The organism is Butyrivibrio sp. AD3002, from assembly GCF_000420905.1.
Taxonomy (GTDB): domain Bacteria; phylum Bacillota; class Clostridia; order Lachnospirales; family Lachnospiraceae; genus Butyrivibrio.
In genome coordinates this window covers 1-18,028 of record NZ_ATVV01000022.1, presented here as the reverse complement: position 1 = coordinate 18,028, position 18,028 = coordinate 1, and the positions used below count along the sequence as shown (strand labels likewise).

At 40.3% G+C, this 18,028-nt stretch carries 15 protein-coding genes and 1 pseudogene; 1 reads left to right on the top strand and 15 read right to left on the bottom strand.

The genetic code is table 11. The features are described from left to right. Positions 1-59: 59 nt before the first annotated feature. The 15 genes and pseudogenes from G596_RS0114440 to G596_RS0114370 all read right to left on the bottom strand — a co-directional run bounded on the left by G596_RS0114440 (position 60) and on the right by G596_RS0114370 (position 17,146). Entirely contained in the window at positions 60-602 is a 543-nt protein-coding gene (locus tag G596_RS0114440; RefSeq protein ID WP_026498873.1) for a PadR family transcriptional regulator, read from the bottom strand. A 64-nt stretch (positions 603-666) separates the two neighbouring features. After that, the gene (locus G596_RS0114435) at positions 667-1,395 is read right to left on the bottom strand and encodes a 4Fe-4S binding protein (RefSeq protein WP_022762537.1); all 729 of its coding nucleotides are present in this window, start codon (positions 1,393-1,395) and stop codon (positions 667-669) included. A 583-nt stretch (positions 1,396-1,978) separates the two neighbouring features. After that, complete coding sequence (locus G596_RS0114430) at positions 1,979-2,977, bottom strand: serine hydrolase domain-containing protein (protein ID WP_022762536.1); 999 nt, start codon at positions 2,975-2,977, stop codon at positions 1,979-1,981. A 107-nt stretch (positions 2,978-3,084) separates the two neighbouring features. Next, on the bottom strand, positions 3,085-3,780 hold the full coding sequence (locus G596_RS0114425) for a CPBP family intramembrane glutamic endopeptidase (RefSeq protein ID WP_022762535.1): 696 nt from the start codon (positions 3,778-3,780) through the stop codon (positions 3,085-3,087). A gap of 58 nt (positions 3,781-3,838) precedes the next feature. Next, complete coding sequence (locus tag G596_RS0114420; protein WP_022762534.1) at positions 3,839-4,702, bottom strand: GNAT family N-acetyltransferase; 864 nt, start codon at positions 4,700-4,702, stop codon at positions 3,839-3,841. Positions 4,703-4,741: 39 nt separating this feature from the next. Continuing rightward, complete coding sequence (locus G596_RS0114415) at positions 4,742-6,343, bottom strand: hypothetical protein (protein WP_022762533.1); 1,602 nt, start codon at positions 6,341-6,343, stop codon at positions 4,742-4,744. Beyond that, positions 6,344-7,051 (bottom strand): ABC transporter ATP-binding protein, encoded by a 708-nt coding sequence (locus G596_RS0114410; protein WP_022762532.1) that lies wholly within the window; start codon positions 7,049-7,051, stop codon positions 6,344-6,346. A gap of 179 nt (positions 7,052-7,230) precedes the next feature. Beyond that, entirely contained in the window at positions 7,231-8,121 is an 891-nt protein-coding gene (locus tag G596_RS0114405; RefSeq protein WP_022762531.1) for an alpha/beta hydrolase, read from the bottom strand. A 27-nt stretch (positions 8,122-8,148) separates the two neighbouring features. Beyond that, entirely contained in the window at positions 8,149-9,552 is a 1,404-nt protein-coding gene (locus G596_RS0114400) for an MFS transporter (protein WP_022762530.1), read from the bottom strand. 22 nt (positions 9,553-9,574) lie between these two features. Next, positions 9,575-11,812, bottom strand: coding sequence for an AMP-binding protein (locus tag G596_RS0114395; RefSeq protein ID WP_196805233.1), 2,238 nt, complete (start codon positions 11,810-11,812; stop codon positions 9,575-9,577). A gap of 33 nt (positions 11,813-11,845) precedes the next feature. Beyond that, positions 11,846-12,016 (bottom strand): hypothetical protein, encoded by a 171-nt coding sequence (locus G596_RS24950; protein WP_022762528.1) that lies wholly within the window; start codon positions 12,014-12,016, stop codon positions 11,846-11,848. 20 nt (positions 12,017-12,036) lie between these two features. Then, positions 12,037-12,339: a hypothetical protein gene (locus G596_RS0114385; RefSeq protein WP_022762527.1), complete on the bottom strand. Its 303-nt coding sequence runs from the start codon at positions 12,337-12,339 to the stop codon at positions 12,037-12,039. Next, positions 12,339-13,403: an alpha/beta hydrolase gene (locus G596_RS0114380; protein WP_022762526.1), complete on the bottom strand. Its 1,065-nt coding sequence runs from the start codon at positions 13,401-13,403 to the stop codon at positions 12,339-12,341. Before G596_RS0114380 ends, G596_RS0114385 begins: the two co-directional genes overlap by 1 nt. Before the next feature lie 790 nt (positions 13,404-14,193). Continuing rightward, positions 14,194-14,910: pseudogene (locus G596_RS0114375) on the bottom strand (amino acid ABC transporter ATP-binding protein); the annotation flags it as partial. Beyond that, a complete protein-coding gene (locus tag G596_RS0114370) occupies positions 14,897-17,146 on the bottom strand; it encodes a transporter substrate-binding domain-containing protein (RefSeq protein WP_022762524.1) in 2,250 nt (749 codons plus the stop codon). The gene G596_RS0114370 and the pseudogene G596_RS0114375, both read right to left, overlap by 14 nt. 211 nt (positions 17,147-17,357) lie before the next feature. Here G596_RS0114370 and G596_RS26105 point away from each other — a divergent pair. Continuing rightward, positions 17,358-18,028, top strand: a 671-nt coding sequence (locus G596_RS26105) for an IS91 family transposase (RefSeq protein ID WP_442855882.1), incomplete at its 3' end; no start/stop codon positions are given.

The following is an 18,028-nucleotide window of genomic DNA, read 5'->3' as shown; positions in this document are numbered from 1 at the left end:
ACTTGTTTAGTCTATTTTTACACTGATTTATCTTATCGCTATCTGTTTTGATTCAGATCTTAACCATCTCTCAGAAGTTTTTTTGCCTTGGCGCACCACTTAAGATACGCCTCGTAGGTGTCAATTCCAAAAGTCACTGTTAGATAATAGAAAATGTGATCCTCTTCATCCAGCACTTTTTCCAGATTATCTTTATACATGTTTAGTACTGTCAGGTTGCGCTTAACATCCTCCTCAAAAATTTGGATATTCCTGATTGCAAGACTCCTATCTGCAGCCCCACCAAAATATAGTTTCAAGAGAGTTTCATATCGAAGTTCATTGGAAGTCTGCTCCTCCTGTAGCCATGTCTGAAGAGCCTTGATTCCCTGCTTGGTGATATGATAAGGTATTTTCTCCCTGCCCCCGGTCTTAGAGTTCTTCTTTTTTGAAACAAGTCCTTCTTTCTCCATTGCAGTCAGCGCGGGATAGATATTTCCAAAGCTGCCTTTCCAGAAAAAGCCTATCGCTCCATCCAGCCTCTTTTTAATATCATATCCGGTAAGGTCTTCGTGGGATAAAAGACCTAATATTACAACATCTATCTTCCTGTCTTTTGCCATGTCTTTTCTCCTGATTTTTTTCGTGACGATTTACTTCAAAAGCAGTTATTACCTCTAAGAGCAATTATTTCCAAAGCAGCTTATATTTCAGAACTGCTTTAGGACATTCGTCGACACAAGCGCCGCACTGAATACACTCGCTGCATTTAGCATTCTTTCCTTCTGCCACAAGTTTTTTGACATCAAGTCCCATAGGGCAAGCTCTGCTGCACTTTCCACAGGAAATGCATTTGTCCTTGTCTGCTTCAATATGGAGCTGTGGCAGATGCAGGAATCTGCCTATACTGCTGCCTATCACCATAAATGGCGCCATCCAACAGATGTAATGGCAGGCTGCTCTTCTGCCATGGATCAGCGCAGGCAACAGTAATAAAAATATAACGCCGTAATAAATAACATAATTGTATATGCTTGCAATTGATATGCCATGATCCGTCATGTAGAAAGGGTTAATGGTCACATCATTCTTCCCCATCACAAATGCAGCAATTACAGCGCATATCCAGATAATCCATATCACATATTTGATTTTATCACGTTCCCCCTGTTTTGCAGGTTTATCATTTATCCGCTGCGCGCATTCCTGAAGCCCTCCCGCGGGGCATAGATATCCGCACCAGACTCTTCCGAAAAACATCGAAAATACCAGCATCGCTACAAACACAATGAAGCTGCCGTTTATAATATGTTCCATCGCCGCATTAATAATAATATAGGGCGAAAAATACCACATTGTAATCGGGAAAAGAAGTAGTGATATTAGTAGAGTCGTCTTTCTTATTCTTTGTCGCATGACTGTAATCTCCTTTTGATTTGCACAAATAGATATATCTAAATGATATATCTATTTGATATATTAGATTTATTATCATTTTATGTCAACAAAGAAAAAACAGACCCTATTCACTTATTTGGGTCTGTTTTACACTGATTTATGTGCTCTTACTTTTTCCTTTACATCAGCAATTACCACGATAATAAAGTCTATATTTTATGCCATAATTTCAAGTAATACTCTTTGCGGCATACTATTTTAGCCGCAATTTTCTGCCTCTATTTCTATTTTGAGAATTTGCAGCAGTCGCTTTGGGAATTATATGACTACCGTTTTCTCTATTTCTCTAATTTGTAGCAGTCGCTTTATGTCTATATCCCACTGCCGCATATTTTTCTTTTCTAATTTGTGGCAGAAGATATATTCCAAAAACAACTGCTGCAATCAACCATTTTCATATTTGTAGAAGGCATTGTATCCAAATTTCAACTGCCCCCATTCGCATTTTCTTCTCTTGTAGCAGTAAAATCTTCTCCAAATATTATGTTTCTATACTAAAGCTAACCTTTACTGCCCAAGAACATAACGCTGAAATATATAACTATACGGTGAATTGAATAGCCGGCAAAACTTTTTTCTCTATGAATTCCACTCTGTCAAAGATCCTGGGCTTAAATGTGCCTGTCATTCCCACAGATACATTTTCTTCTTTGTTTACATAGATGATATTTCCGCTGTCGCCAATCGCTGCATAAACTTCTCTGTCATCATAAGGCTTGTACCATAAGTAGCCGTAGCTCATGAAGCCAAATCGTTCACCCAGCTTAATATGAGGTGCCAGCATGTCTTCTAAGTATTCTTCAGAGATTATTCTTTTCCCGTTATACAGGCCTCCATCAAGAACCATTGCACCGATCACAGCCATGTCTTTTGCTGACATACATAATCCCCAGCCTGCGGTAACGCTGCCCTGAGGGTCAGAGTACCACTCGTATTTTCTTGGATTCTTGTTCATGAAAAAATCAAACTGATCCTCTTTGGAACTGTCTCCGTGCGGTATTCGCTTTGGAAGTCCCAGCGGCTCAAACAGGTTTCTGTTGGCAAAATCGATGCATTTCTCTTCGGATGCTCTCTCAATTATTCCTGCCAGGATCTGAATGCCAAGCGTCGCATACTTGAACTCTCCGGTAATTCCCTTACGTCCTCCAAGATAATCAAGTATAGCAATCGTAAAGTCCTGTGAAGTACACACCTTTTTCCAAGGCTCTGACTTACCTTTATACGGAGCTGTCATTGTAAGCAGATGCCTTATTGTAACATCGTAGATAGTTTTCTCTCCTCGCTTTACAGTATAATCCGGGAAAAAATCCATCACCTTCTGATCCAGGCTCTTGATATAGCCCGCATCCAGTGCAATTCCGGCAAGCAGCCCCATCACACCTTTGGTCACAGAGTTTACATTCATCGCATCCAGAGTCTTAAACCCATGCCAACAATCGTCATATACTTTATCACCATCTTTTATCGCAAAAATCTGACAGATGTTGCTCTCATTACCGGTGCTCCCTGAAATGTATGTGTATAGTTGTTCTTTATTCACTATAAAAGCCTCCTCTTAGAAAGATTTGGACGTCCTAAGAAAAGGCTAATATGATTAAAAATTGTTTTCAAGAAAAATCTTAAAAAGTTTTTTATGTCAGATATAACTCAGCCAAATATACCCATACTCATATCAACGCACCCATGCATAACCGTTGCTCCAAAGATATTTCCATAACGTCTGTAAAGCCATGTACACACGTAGTGCCATAAAAGTTGAAATGGCGCACTTGCAATAAACTCAGGCCAGTATTCCACAAACGACATTCCTCTTGCAGCCATCTGAAATGGATAATGCATTAAAACAAACAAAAGCCCGGCTACTAAAATAGTGATCCACTCCCGCTTAAAAACAGGAAACAGCCTTGGCTGAATAAATCCTCTGAAAGAGATTTCTTCGCTAAATCCTATAATAACGAAGAAGTAGAAAATGTAATATGCAATCTGACTGACCGTCAAAAACTCCGCATGTGCGATAATCCCCGGAATAATTGAAATAGCCAGTAACACAGCCATTCCCAATATGAATGAAACAATGAGCGACTTTTTAAGGTTCCTTGCACTCAGGCCGGTCTTTGACAAATTGCGAAAGCAAAGAACTACCGGCAGTAATATAAAGGCCAGATTGACAATAGTTACGTAATACGCACCACTTTGATAATAGATTTTCCCAACAATATAGTAAACAATCATAAAGATTGCATAGAATGCTATGGCTAACAAAGTATCGCCGATAGTATAGGATTCAAGCTGGTTTTTGTACTCCTCATCTGCCACGAAAAAATTATCCAAAACCTTATTCATATTGATCTCCTGCCGTACTTCTGAATGTGAAAACCGTCCCACTAATGCTCCGTAATCATTATGCGTGTGTTATTGCCTGAAGCATGTATTCTTGATCTCGGTTTTCTTCGAAGAACTTTCCTTTTACAAAAAATGTTGTATCTTCCTCATGAAGTTCACTCTTCTCAAAGCCGCTGACATCCTTTGGAGTAAAGCAAAGGATAACCTTTTTCACCTGAGAACCAAATGAAGTTATAACCTCATCAACCGCTCCTTCGCCAATAATTGTATGAAGAATCAGCGTATCATCCTCTAATTCCGCAACTGCGTAGCTGTCACAGTCCTCAATATAGAACAGGTTCTCCGTCATAAACTGCGACAGATAGAACATGTATAATCCGGTATTCCCGATCATATACAGCTCTGCATTCTGGCTCCTGGTGTCGAGAATTCGAACAGCCTTGTCAAAATCATCCTTCCCATTCAGAGCAATCATCTTGGCTTTATTTTCTCCTATTATACTTACTTCTTTTGAATACTGATATTCCTTTGCCTCATGAAAGCCAAATCTAGGGTAAAAATTCAGAACAGAGTCATTGGCAAAAAGATAGATTCCGTCTACCTTTTCTTCATAATCCTTCATAACCTCTTCCATCAGCATTCGGGCATAGCCCTTTCCCCTGTGATCAGGGTCAGTCATAATTGTTCCGAGCTGAATCAGTTTCACGGTTTTGCCCTTATAATTCATGTTGCAGGCATTTACTGAAACATTGGATACTACCTCTCCGTCATTCACAATAGAATACGGAATATAATTATCCTGCCAAAAACCGTTTTGATACCAGTTTTCAAAATTAAGACCAAAAGTCTTTTCCGCAAGTTTATTGAACGATGCTCTAAGAGCCTCGTTATTTCTGTAATTCTTTTCTATACAAACACTCATATTATTTCTTCACCTTTAAATTAGTAATTCCTATTCCGGTTATGCCAGCTCGGAATAAATTCCGGCTCCCTTCGTACAGAGCCATACAATAATCAAAATCGATAAAACAGCAAATAACACACTCCAGGCTATCAGATACATAACGATTCCAAAACAGAAGCCCGCAAGCATGTAAACTGCTGCAAACAGAATTGAAAGTCCCCAGAATGAAAGGATTGCCAAAAATGCTCCTCCGCTTTGTTTAATTGGCACCATCTCATTAGTCCAGTTAAGTAGAGGGGCCTTTACAGCAATTGCAGTATCTATTGCAGCAGAGAACAGGGCAAACATCATAGGCATGATCACTATAAGCAATTTACAGATAAATGATTCATCTACAATCATACTGGTACATAAAGCCGCAATCAATGTAGGAATAGCTGCCAGAACAATCTGCAAAGTCATTTTTGAAAGAAGTACCTGCCGCGGCTTTACCGGCAATGAATGCGAAATCCATATACTTTTTCCCTCCAGAGATACAGAGGGAACTGCAGTATCTATCATGGATCCCATAAAGATCAGTCCTGTACATAGAAATGCTGTTGCCGATCCCGGATAATCTGAAAAAACACGCTCCACTGCTTCTATGATCACCTGTCCTTTGAAAAGCAGCAGTATTCCTGCAGCAGGCATCAGGATAATGCCGAGACCGCAGTTAAGCATATATGTAGGGCTTGAAGTGAACTTTTGCAGTTCTTTCCATACAAGTGCTTCAAACGGAGATTTTTCTTTTACTGTCTTTTCGACGTATTGAATTTTTTCAACCTTGCTTGAAGCTGTAGCTATAGAGATAAAGCTCTTTAACATGTGGTGCCACAACAGGAAACATGCTCCTGCAAATAAAGCTGTAAAAACAAAGCACCACACAATATTTCCTTCTCCGATCAGTCCAAACAAATACAGCGGATATGCGTATCTTCTTACATTTTCAGCATATATGGGCGCATTAACCAAGAGATCTCTGATAAAATCGCCGGCCTTAAAATAAAAGAAATAGTATGCTGCAACTGCTGCCAGTGTCACAAAAACCGTGATAAAGCTCTTATTCTTCAGCCTTAAGCTGATCTTTGCTATCACATACCCAAGGCCGCAGGATATCAGCATAACAATCGCTGAAATAATAAAGAAAAATAATATCCCACATAGTACCTTGGCTCCTGTAATACCGGTCTGCATAAAGTAAACTATCTCGGTAGGAATCGTAACGGTTAAAATATACATTACTCCAAGAAGGTACACGTTTATAAGCCTTGAGCCAACTATATTCCTCACAGGTATCGGCAATGATAACAAAAGATCATTATCTTTGGAAAGATAGAGTGCCGTATATGAATTGTATACACTTCCAAAACTACCAAGAAGCACTGCTACAGTTCCCATAAGAACGAAGTAAAACCATCCGGCATTGCAGCTTATCAAAGGTCCGCATAATGTCAAAGACAGTGCCAGAAACATTCCGCCAAGAACCCCCACCATGATGACCGCAAAAAAAACAAACCATGCAGCTATCACAAATTTAGAGCGCATTTTGTTTCTCTTGGCATCATAAAAATATCCTTTGAAAACTTCAAATAACTGTTTCTTAACCAGCGTTTTCAGCATTTATACCGCCTCCAGTTCAAGAAATACTTCTTCTAAGCTGTCATCACCTTTAACGTCATCCATGGTTCCGACTTTTACCAGTTTTCCATGATTGATAATTGCAACCTTGTCACAGAGTTTCTCCGCAACCTCAAGCACATGTGTGGAAAAGAAAATTGCTCCACCATTATCGCAGTGCTCTCTCATCATCTCTTTAAGTAAATGTGAAGCCTTGGGGTCAAGTCCCACAAAGGGTTCATCCATTATTATGAGCTTAGGTTCATGCATCCATGCGCTGATGAGAGCAAGTTTTTGCTTCATTCCATGTGAATAAGACGAAATAGGCATTCCAAGATCCTGAGTTATTTCAAAAATATCAGCATATTTATGAATCTTTTCATTTCTCTCCGATGATGAAATTCCATATACATCCGCAATAAAATTAAGGTACTTTATCCCGCTCATGAATTCATACATATCAGGATTATCCGGGATATATGCCATCTCCTTCTTACAACCGATCGGATCATCCATTATGGATTTTCCGTCTATAAAAATCTTACCTTCATCAAATCTCAGAATTCCTACTGCACTTTTAAGCGTAGTACTTTTTCCTGCACCGTTATGACCTATAAAGCCAAATATCTCTCCAGCCTTAATGTGAAGTGTCACATCATCTACAGCTTTCTTATCCCCGTATGTTTTTGTCAAATGCTCTATTTTCAACATATTTTAATTCCTCCTTTTTCATACATATAAGTTATCACACCGAACTACTGCCTACGGCATTTGCACTTATAACAATATATTTTACACTGATTTAAGTATATTCATACCCAAAATAAAAAAGGACAGAGAGTTTTATCCCTGTCCTTAGCTATATACTATTATAAAATGCTTAAGCTAAATCAGCCTAAATTCGCTATCCATTTTTGTAATCTTGCAAGCACCTCGGCGCTTTCCGGTAATAGCGGTGCAAACGACACGAAGGCATGCAGTAAATGATTTGATTTTTCATAATAAATCAGTTCATGATCATGTCCTTCTTTTTCCAAAGCCTTTGCAAACTTTAGTGTATAGCTTCTTAAAAAATCGCCACTGCTGCTAACCAGAAACACCGGTGGAAGCTTTGATATAATGTCAGGATTATTTGGATTAGTCAGCTTCGTAAACGCTTTGTCCTTAGTCCTTTTGCCAAACATATCCTTTTTGTACACCATCCCTATGGGATCATTTCGCGTAACATAAAACATTCCACTAGAACAACACAGTCCCTTTACTTTGCATAACGTTTCAGGTTTCTCGATCACACCATCCAAAATATCCGAATTTGCAACCACAGCTGCATACAATGCAAGGTAAGCTCCTGCACTTTCCCCCATAAGAATTACTTTGTCCGGATCTCCACCATAGTCTTCGGCGAAAGCTGTAACAAACTCCAGACCACTGCAGACATCTGATATCCCACCAATCCCATCTGTTTCGCTTAAAAGGCGATAATCTATGGAAAAGACAAGATATCCAAGTCTTGCAATTACTTCACAAAAAATACGATTTACCTTTCTGTTCCCTACAAATAATCCTCCGCCATGAGCAAACACGATAATGGGAAGTTTCTTCTCATTATTCTTTTGTTTGAAAATATCTGCGCAAAGTGTATTCCCGTCTTTTCCTCTATATTCTATGTCAAAAAATATATCCAGATCTTCAGGGATTTTACTGTTTTCCTCTAATACCAAAGTAATCTTGCCAGCATGTTTTTTAGCATTTTTACTCAGGTGTTCAAGAATCGGATTCATAATCAATTCCTCGTATGAAGGCGCTCATTATGGTTGTCTTATATCACTTTTTTTATTAAAGAAAGTCACAAGCAAGACCGTTATTATAGCCTGTATAATGAGAGGGAAATAAAGAAAGAAAAATGAAATTGCATCCAATACTGCAGTTGGCTGAGCAATTCCATTCATTGCATCAAACCCAGCCCCGGACATCGTAAATCCAAAAACCACTGTCCCGAGACCAATTCCTAATTTATTAGCAGCGGATAATCCCGCATTTCCCATTCCCGCTGAAAGAATACCCTCTTTTTTCTCTGTATACTTTATAATGTCTGCAACGGCTCCCATCCATGCTGAAGCTGCAATTCCCGAAGCAGCCCCATTTATACAAAGAAAAACAGCTATTCCAACAATATTCGGAGCGACAATGGCAAGTCCTATACTTCCAATCAACAATATTATATTTCCAAATAAATATATCCCAAAATTATCTATCTTTTTTATAAAGAATGGAACGGAAAACCTTACAAGAACGCCCGGTACCTGCATGCATAACATAATTAAGCCAACAAACGCAGGATCTTTTAAAACATAGGTTGCATAATACACATTCACATTAGCATTACAGCCCATAAGAAGGAAACTAAATACTGTTAAAAATATGGATACCACCCAGTATTTATTCCTAAGAAGTGCCCTTAGTGTAACACTCCATTTCATGCCTTTCTTTTCTTCATGGAAAACATAGTTATAAGTCACCCTCTCTTTTGTTCCACAAAAACAGATAAGACTACTTATCACAATAACCACGCCAAATATAGCGATTAAATAATAAAAAGCGGTCTGTGTATATGGATTTGCGGAATCTTTAGAAAAAAAAGTCAGAAGCGGAACAATGGATACACTAATAAGGAGCATACTCACTGAGTCAAAAATTGAGCCGACTACGCTCAACATTCCATGCTCAACACTGCTTTGGGACATTAAAGGCAAGAGCGCATAATGCGCAAGCTGAGCAATTGTAAAAACACAGGTGCTTACCAGGTTATACATAACGAAAAAATAGACATATTTTGCTATGTCAGGAAGCACTGCCGGAACTGAAAACAATAAAATCAAAGACAAAGACAATGGAATACATGTCCTTAAAATCCAAACTCTGGCCTTTCCATACTTAGTATCTGTATTATCAATAATATTTCCGGCTATAACATCCGATATTCCATCAAATCCTTTTGATACTGCCATAAGGATAGACAAGACTGCAATGTCTAGAAATGCCACATTTGTCATGTAGATCATGACAAATGTAGCCAATAAAGTACCTACTATCATTGATGGGATTTTTCCTATTCCAAAGCAGACTCTCTCGCCCCAGCCTAAAGCAGCGTCACTGTTTTGAATTTTATTGTCAACCACTGTAATGTCCATTCCCCCTCTTTCCTGTACCATTTGTACCTCATTTTAAGAGCAATCAGTCTTCATAATATTCATCTTCATTAGATGCATTAAAAAGCATCGCCATGATATCGCAGATTGAAATATTATTCATAATATTTCCCCCCTGCATATCAAATCCGTTCTGTGGCATGCCACTTTGTTGACTATAGTTTTGCCCATTCATCTGATTAATATTCTGACTCTGCTGCATGGCCATATTCTGAAACATGTTCATGATTGGCCGAAGATCAAAGGGCAACGGCATAAACTGGCCTGGCATTCCCTGTCCCGGCATAAATTGCCCCGACATTCCCTGGCCTGGCATAAATTGCCCCGGCATTCCCTGGCCTGGCATATTATCTCGATTCATTTCCCTTTCCCTTTCAACGAATTCTTTTAAGAGCTTTGCATCACCTCTCAATTCTTCAGGAGCGGTATCGACCTTCCCGAACATAGGAATTGAAAGTTTAAGTTTAACATCTACTACGTTTCCGCCACGTCTTACCGGCTTAACAGAATACTTCTGATCATTAATAACATTTAGAGCAATCTGATAAATGTCAACCTTACCGGCTGAATTAGTCGGCAAATTATCCGCAATTACACAAAGGCCGGGCATATTTGTGTCCTTGATCTTTTGATCCTTAAAGAACACATTGAAAATTGCATTTTTCACCACTGCAAGGCTCTTTTCTCCCTTGGCATTCGTCTGTACGTATAACACAGGAACTGTATCATGCAGCATTTTGTCATACATAGGTACAAGGCCACATGCTACGATACCTTTTTGAGCCTCAATTGCAGTTTCTACAAGACCGGCATCAAAACGAATACCCTCATTGTTAACAAAGTATTTGTTCATCCTGCCCACATAATTCAGACTGCCATCTTCATTTACTCTTACACGGTCAAAGGTATTAATATATTTTTCTCCATCAACAACTTCAGTCTTGAAAAATTCTATTCCATTGAGGACTCCGCCACTGACGGAAGCAGAAGAAATCATAAGTCCGCCTTCTCTTGGTCCATCATTTATGTCATAATATTTTTCTTCCTGATCGTCATATATCTTGACCTTTACCCCCGGAAGAGGGAATCCTATTGCATCATCAGCTCTATCCGGAGTCGAAAGAATACATGCTCCGCCTACTTCAGTTGCTCCATACCCAATAGTAACTTTGGCTTTACAGCCATTTCTTTTTAGGAATTTATTGACCATCTTTTTGGAATGGGCAGATAAATATCCACCTCCTGAGAATATAAACTCGATTCCGGAGAGATCTATCTGAATCGGTAATTTACTAAGCATTTCCAATCCAACGGTTCCTACGATCATTAGGCTAATATCATATTTTTCAAACAAATTAAAAAGTGCTGGTCCCATGACCGGAGCGTTGTTCGGTATTACTACTCCGCCACCGAATGAAAATGGCAAATGAATCATATCAAGTAACGCATATGACCCTATTGGCTCCATTTCAAGATAAGACACCATTCGCTTTTTGAACTTCTTAAACTGTTCACAGCGCATAAGTCTTGCAACTGATTCATTAACGCCTCTGTCCGAAAGCGGAACCGGTTTATGAATACCGTTTGTTGTACCTGATGTATGCAGTACAATAGCATCCTCTTTTGATTTTTTTGAGCCATACTTTATAGGCATACCCTCATACTTGTCCAAAAGTTCCGGCATAAAAAGCACACCCCTTACCTGCTTAAGGAGCTTATAATTAGCCTTTTCTTTCGCATGATGCCCTTCCATATCCATGGAATTTCTACTGCGACTATGAAGAATAATAATATTCCTTATTCCCAGCCTTTTCTTTGTGGCAACAACTCTTCTCAAAAAATCAGGAGTAATTTTCCTGTCGGAAATAATAAGGTCTGTTATTCCCTCTTTTTCAATTAAACTGTCCCAACGAGCAACATCCATAATATCGATAAAATGAAGCATTGAAACAGATGCCCCTGTCATATTAAGGGCATAGAGGGCAAAAATAGCCTCCGGGGCGAACCCCGGCAAGATTCCGACGCAGGTCTTATTTTTCTCCGTCATGTCAAGGGCAGAAAATACCTCAGCATACAGGTCCCATTTCCTGAACATCTGTCTGTAAGTATAATCCCTATATCCGCTATAGATTGCTACCGCATCAAGATGCTCATCATCGAAGGAATTCAATTCCTTTATATAACTCCATACCTTCTGCTCAATTATTGTTCCACTGTCTACGCGCTTTTTAATTTTTTCCGGAAACTTTAATTCATATGCCATTTTTCTCTTCTCCATATGTTTGTTCAGATCAAATTACATCATGAAACAACCTCTTCCCTGTGCAGGCATAGGACGATGGTTTCTTCTTGGCTTTCCGGGTCCGGGAGCCGGTCCTCCCATAGGCATTGGCGCAAAAGGAATCACTCCGCATCCCCTGCCCTGAATCATTTTAGGTCCGTGAGGTTTTCTTCTAACAAACATCATAATTCCACACTCCTTTCGACTTAATCATCATCGTCATCATCGTCGTCATCGTCTTGCTGATTTCCGGGCATCATGTTGCATCCTCTTGACTGCATTCCGCCACCTTGCATCTGAGACATACCCATCTGGGACATTCCGCCACCTTGCATTTGGGGCATTCCCATCTGAGGCATCATTCCGCAGCCTCTTCCCTGTACAGGCATCTGAGGCATACCCATCTGGGGCATTCCACATCCGCCACCCTGCATAGGCATCTTGGGCATTTGTGGCATCATGTTACATCCTCTTCCCTGCATCGGCATATTAAACATTCCAGGTTTCATTACTCTTTGCCTCCTTTTTTATTGTTGGCTGCTTTTGCAGCATTACTGTTCTTTCTTACTGTTTTCTTTCTTACTGCTTTCTTTACACCCGTATCCGTCGCTTTCTTTATTTCCTCTTCCCTCTCCTTTGACATAAGCTCAAACCAGTCAAGCATCTTATCTATTGCGTCTTTACTCTTCTTCTTCCAGGGCTGCATAGTCACAAATGCATGACCAAGGCTCTTCTCGCCGTAATAGATCATCTTTGTTTTCTTTCCGGACTTTTTCAATTTATCGTGATACATCAGTGTATAATTATTTAAGAAGTCGCCCCTGCTTGTTATAAAAAATGCCGGTGGCAAATTATCAACTATTTCCTTATGTTCCGGATCCATATATTTCAGGAACTTTTTGTCAGTCCCCTTATCTCCGAAGAACTGCTCGGAAAGAAGGAGTCCCAAAGGATCAGGTTTGGTCGTATAAAACATTCCCGATATAAGTCCAAGGGCTGTGAATCTCATTCTGGTTGGCTCATAGCCAATGGCCTCCTGTAACTTTTTGGATTCCTTCATAGCTGCTACATATATAGCCAGATAAGCTCCTGCACTCTCCGCCACAAGATATATACGTCCAAAATCCACATCGAAATCAACCAGTCTTCTGCCGACAAGATCAAGTCCCGCGCATACATCATCCAGCTGCTGCGCAGAATTGGCTCTCGGGGCAAGTCTGTATTCTACTGAGAATACCAGATACCCCTTACCGGCAAGTACTCTTGCAAAGTTTCTTGACATAGTTCTGTCGCCTATAACAAGACCTCCACCATGAACAGTCACAATAACCGGAAGTTCCTGGTTTTCCGGTACAATCGGCTTGAAAATATCCATAGCAAGAGGAATTTCGCCTCTATTCATGTATGGATTATTAATCATTTCTTCGACTTCATATTTAGCATCTTTTGTAACATCAATATCCTTGGCTGAATCAACTGCCTGTTCCATTTGTTTACCCTGCATTTTCTCCAGAGCAATTCGAAGCAGTTCTCTTCTAATGGTTCCGAGGCATCCATCATCTCTATTTTGCATATATAAGTCCTCCATATACATGAATCATCAACAAACACTGATACCGGCAATTGTCGGAGATAATAAAAAAGCACCAGAGATACTACAACAGAAATGACAAATAAAATCTCCATAATCATACTGAAAGTACGATTCACAAGATCTTTTTTTGCCATCCCCGTGTATCTGGTGCAAACAACTCCAAGACCCGGTCCAAACAGTTCGCCCATATAAAAAAGAAAGTGCTTCTTGTAAGACGATTATTAGTTTCCATGAAGCCCCCTCATAAAAAAATCTATTACTCGCCTATTATTTCACTGTTACCTAAAATTATACCTTCTATACCGGGCCAAACCTATTTATGCAATCTAAATAATGTATAAATTTATCGTAAATATGTATTAATCAACATGCCTACTCTTGCAAATCGTGGCTACCTTTGATATAGGGCAAACTCCAGATTGTTTCCATATTCTTTACTGTCGTCCCATGAATATTTCTCATCACTCACAATCTTTTTAAGAATTGAAACCGAAATCTCGTCACCATCCTTAAATACATCAAACGGCTGTCCACCATAAGCAAGAACAAATGCAGCATTCTCTTTTTCCTGTGAGTATTCAATGGAAAGATGTACCCTGGGCTTATCCATTGTGCTTACAATGCACTGATGCACAGCCTCTTCGAATGCAAGATGTATATGTTTTGCCAGTGAATAGGGCACCTGATTCCTGACACAATAATCCTCTATGAGTGTCTGCGTACCGAGGTAATCGTAAGTCTTACTATCTATATCAATCTCTATTACTTTCAGCCGTCTTACAAAGCGTCTTGTCTTCTCTTTTTGCGGATTGTCAAAAATCTCCTCGGGCGTTCCGTCATCATATATTCCGCCTTCATCCAGGAAAAATATCCTGTTGCTTATAGCCCTTGCAAAAGACATTTCATGGGTCACGATCATCATTGTTTTCCCCGAGGAAGCAAGATCTTTTATAACAGCCTGAACTTCTCCCACCATGGTCGGATCAAGAGCACTTGTGGGCTCATCCAAGAGAATCACATCCGGGTCCATGGCAAGGGTTCTTGCGATAGCCGCCCTCTGCTTTTGTCCACCGGATAGTTCATCAGGCCAGGACATAGCTTTGTCGTAAAGGCCTACACGCTGCAGAAGTCTCATGGCTTCGTCATATGCCTCCTGTGCGTCTTTTCCCAGAATATCCATTGCAGGAGCCATGATGTTTTCCACCACGGTCATATGTCCAAAGAGGTTAAAGGACTGAAACACCATTCCCATTTTTTTGTGGACTTCCTGCAGATCGCACCCGGGATCTGTTATCTCCGTATCATCCAAAAATATCCTACCGGATGTTGGCTTTTCAAGCAGATTTATGCAGCGGATCAGAGTACTCTTTCCTGTTCCCGAAGGTCCGATTATTGATATAACATCACCATCATTTATCGTGGCACTGACATCCTGAAGTGGTGTTGTATCCGGGTATTCTTTTCTCAGATTCTCAATCCTTATCATTCAGTCTTACCCCCTTAAGTATTTTAGGGATCTTTCTGTTTCTGTAATCAAGCCGTAAATCTATCCTGCTGATTATCATGCCAAGGAGCCCCTCAAGCACAAAGTATATTACTGCTATCGCTATAAGCGGGAAGAAGGCATCATAAGTGCGGCTTCTGACGATATCTCCTACTTTTGTCAGGTCCTGTACAGCTATGTAGCCGACTATGGCAGTGGCTTTTATAAGTCCTACGATTTCACCCTTATAGGAATTCATCACATGCGGCAGCGCCTGTGGAAGGATTATCCTGAAAAAGATCTTTAGGTCCGGATAACCCAGAGAATATGCTGCTTCGTACTGTCCTTTGTCTACGGCACCTACTCCAAGCCGCAGAAGTCCTATGACCGAAGAAGCAAAGGTCAGTGTGAAGCCTATGATTGAAATAATGATGCCGCTGACAGATACTTTTCCGAAGATTATGTAATAAAGTATCATCAGCAGAACAACCATGGGCATACCCTGAACAAGCCACATAACTGCTCCCGTAATGCCGTTTGCAATCCTGTTATCATGTCTGCATAGCATATAAACAAGAAATCCCAGGGCTGTTCCAAATATTACAGTCATCACTGTTATGAGCAGTGTTGTCAAAACTCCTCTTACAAAAAGTTTCCATCTGTTTTCCCGGATGAAGGTTTTCTCAAAGCTTGATTTTACACTGTTCCAAAAAGATGTGGCTGAACTGCCGGCCTTTGCTCTCCTGACCACCAGCACAAATGCTGCAGGGTAATATTCTATAAAGTCAACTGCTTCTCTTCGCTCATCCGTAACTATGATGGATCCGATTCCCATCTTTGCCTTACCGGACTGCACATATGAGAGAATCGCAGCAAACTCCATCGGAACAAACTCAACTTTGACATCCATCTCTTTTGCCATAAGCAGAACTATATCTGCATCAAAGCCTATAACTTTACCTGACTGTCCCAGATAACTCATAGGCTCAAGGCTGTCGCATGCCGCAACCTTAACAGTGCCGGCTTCTCCTGCCCAGTCCTGCTCGATCGGAACTTTTTTCTCATTATCCGATCCTGTCCATTTTTCCCATAATTCTTCTAATGTTTCCTTAGGTATGGCATCATAAGCCTGCTGCCACTCATAGGTATCGTCAGCCTCTTTGGCAAACGCAATGCCAAAGGTGCTTTCCTTTAATATTTCAGGAAAATGTGCCAGCTCATTGTCACGATTTACAGCCAGATCCGCAAGGGCATTATTCTGCAGTATTGCATCGGTTTTCCCCTGCTTAAGGGCCAGCAGTATATCCGGCATGTTGTTGTAATACGAAAACTCTGCCACATCCGGAGCAAAACTTCTTACAAGGTCCTCAAAGGGCGCACCGGTTATCATCGATACTCTTTTGCCATTAAGCTCTTCAAAGCTTTTTAGTTCAGGACCACCTCCGGTACTTTTAACTGCAATTCCAATTTCTTCAGTGAAAAGATCATGTGAAAAGTTCATCGCCTGAGCGCGTTCAGGTGTAACGTTGAGATTAGCCATAACGCAGTCTACATCTCCTGATGCAGCCGCATTAATGATAGAACCGTAATCATAAACCTTGAATTCCAGGCTGGCATCCAAATACAAAGCAAAGCGTTTTGCAAGCTCAATATCATATCCGTACAGCTCGTCCCCTTTATAGAAACTGTAGGGTGTAACTATACCGGTAGTACCGACTATAAGCTTTGTTTTGGGATTCTGCGGCTTTGAAATCTCAGGTATATCATAATCATTTTTCAGTACCCACCTGGAAAACATATCATCAAGAGTTCCATCGTCGTGCAAATCATCAATAAACGTATTCAGCTTATTCTCCAGACCATCAATCTTAGTCACGGGCGAAATTCCCACAGCGACATGACTCTTTTCATCCATGTTCTGATCCAAAAGCTCTACGTTTTTATTACCGTTCTCCACTGCAAGTGACATCTGACGACGGTCATAGACATACGCATCTATCTTTCCCTGTTCCAGCGCCTGTAGTCCCTCATTCATCTCTATATACACAAGTTCTGCCTCGGGAAGCTCATTTTCCGCAACGACCATAGCTGCTGATCCCACGCCAACTCCAATCTTTTTACCCGGTTTGTTTAGCTGGTCTTTTGACGTGATTGGCTCTTTATCCACGGCGGATACAGTCCTTCCGGGAATGAATATAATCAGTGACAATATCATGATAAATAGTAAAAGTCTTTTCATTGAATAATCTCTTTCCTCAATATCATGCTGATATCAAAAAATCGAAACAGTGACTCAAATAACGACATCTAACCACCTTAAATTTTACTATATTCCGCTATGTAATAATCTTAAATAAGTATAAAAAAGTGCCTACGGCACCTCAACTCCCCTGCCCCTCAATCATGAGGGGTGGGGTTGTTTTTTGCCTCAACTCATTCATAATGATTTTATGAAACGAAATACTCTACAAGATCTGTTCCGCGATCATTATGAAGAAATTCAATATACTCTTCATCCCCGCAAGACCGAAATAGAAAACATCGATAAGATGATCAATTGCGGGGATCCTGCTTATGGCGGCGCCATGTACGGCTGCCCTGATTGTGGTACTCTCAAATTTATTCCCTTTCGTTGTCATTCAAGATTCTGCCCTACATGCGGTGCCATGTATTCACAGAAACGTGCTCAGGCTATGTCATTTAAGCTCATAAACTGTCAGCACCGACACTGCGTATTCACCATTTCGAAAGAATTACGTCATTACTTTCTCGAAGACCGCAACCTTCTTAACTGTCTTTTCGAAGCTGTCAGCAGTGTTATTAATCGTATGTTCTACAAAATCAACAAAAGTCAGAACTTCACACCTGGTTACATTCTGGTTCTTCACACATTTGGACGTCCCTTGGAATGGAATCCTCATATCCACTGCCTCATATCTGAAGGTGGTGTAGGAGACACCGGCTTTTGGCGCAAAGTCAATCACTTTAATTACCACTACTTGCGCCATGCTTTTCAAACAGCTCTCCTTAATCTAATGGAAGCCCGTATTACTGATCCCAAGAAGAAAGCATTGTTCAAAAAAGAAAAAGCCCTCTCATACAAAAATCAAAAAGATGGTTT

Bases quoted from the DNA above. Each gene is read 5' to 3' on its own strand.
- G596_RS24950 (WP_022762528.1), bottom strand. From the start codon at position 12,016: ATGATGTTTGTTAGAAGAAAACCTCACGGACCTAAAATGATTCAGGGC.
- G596_RS0114415 (WP_022762533.1), bottom strand. From the start codon at position 6,343: ATGCTGAAAACGCTGGTTAAGAAACAGTTATTTGAAGTTTTCAAAGGA.
- G596_RS0114405 (WP_022762531.1), bottom strand. From the start codon at position 8,121: ATGAATCCGATTCTTGAACACCTGAGTAAAAATGCTAAAAAACATGCT.
- G596_RS0114400 (WP_022762530.1), bottom strand. From the start codon at position 9,552: ATGGTACAGGAAAGAGGGGGAATGGACATTACAGTGGTTGACAATAAA.
- G596_RS0114385 (WP_022762527.1), bottom strand. From the start codon at position 12,339: ATGAAACCTGGAATGTTTAATATGCCGATGCAGGGAAGAGGATGTAAC.
- G596_RS0114435 (WP_022762537.1), bottom strand. From the start codon at position 1,395: ATGCGACAAAGAATAAGAAAGACGACTCTACTAATATCACTACTTCTT.
- G596_RS0114410 (WP_022762532.1), bottom strand. From the start codon at position 7,051: ATGTTGAAAATAGAGCATTTGACAAAAACATACGGGGATAAGAAAGCT.
- G596_RS0114395 (WP_196805233.1), bottom strand. From the start codon at position 11,812: ATGGCATATGAATTAAAGTTTCCGGAAAAAATTAAAAAGCGCGTAGAC.
- G596_RS0114370 (WP_022762524.1), bottom strand. From the start codon at position 17,146: ATGAAAAGACTTTTACTATTTATCATGATATTGTCACTGATTATATTC.
- G596_RS0114420 (WP_022762534.1), bottom strand. From the start codon at position 4,702: ATGAGTGTTTGTATAGAAAAGAATTACAGAAATAACGAGGCTCTTAGA.
- G596_RS0114440 (WP_026498873.1), bottom strand. From the start codon at position 602: ATGGCAAAAGACAGGAAGATAGATGTTGTAATATTAGGTCTTTTATCC.
- G596_RS0114380 (WP_022762526.1), bottom strand. From the start codon at position 13,403: ATGCAAAATAGAGATGATGGATGCCTCGGAACCATTAGAAGAGAACTG.
- G596_RS0114425 (WP_022762535.1), bottom strand. From the start codon at position 3,780: ATGAATAAGGTTTTGGATAATTTTTTCGTGGCAGATGAGGAGTACAAA.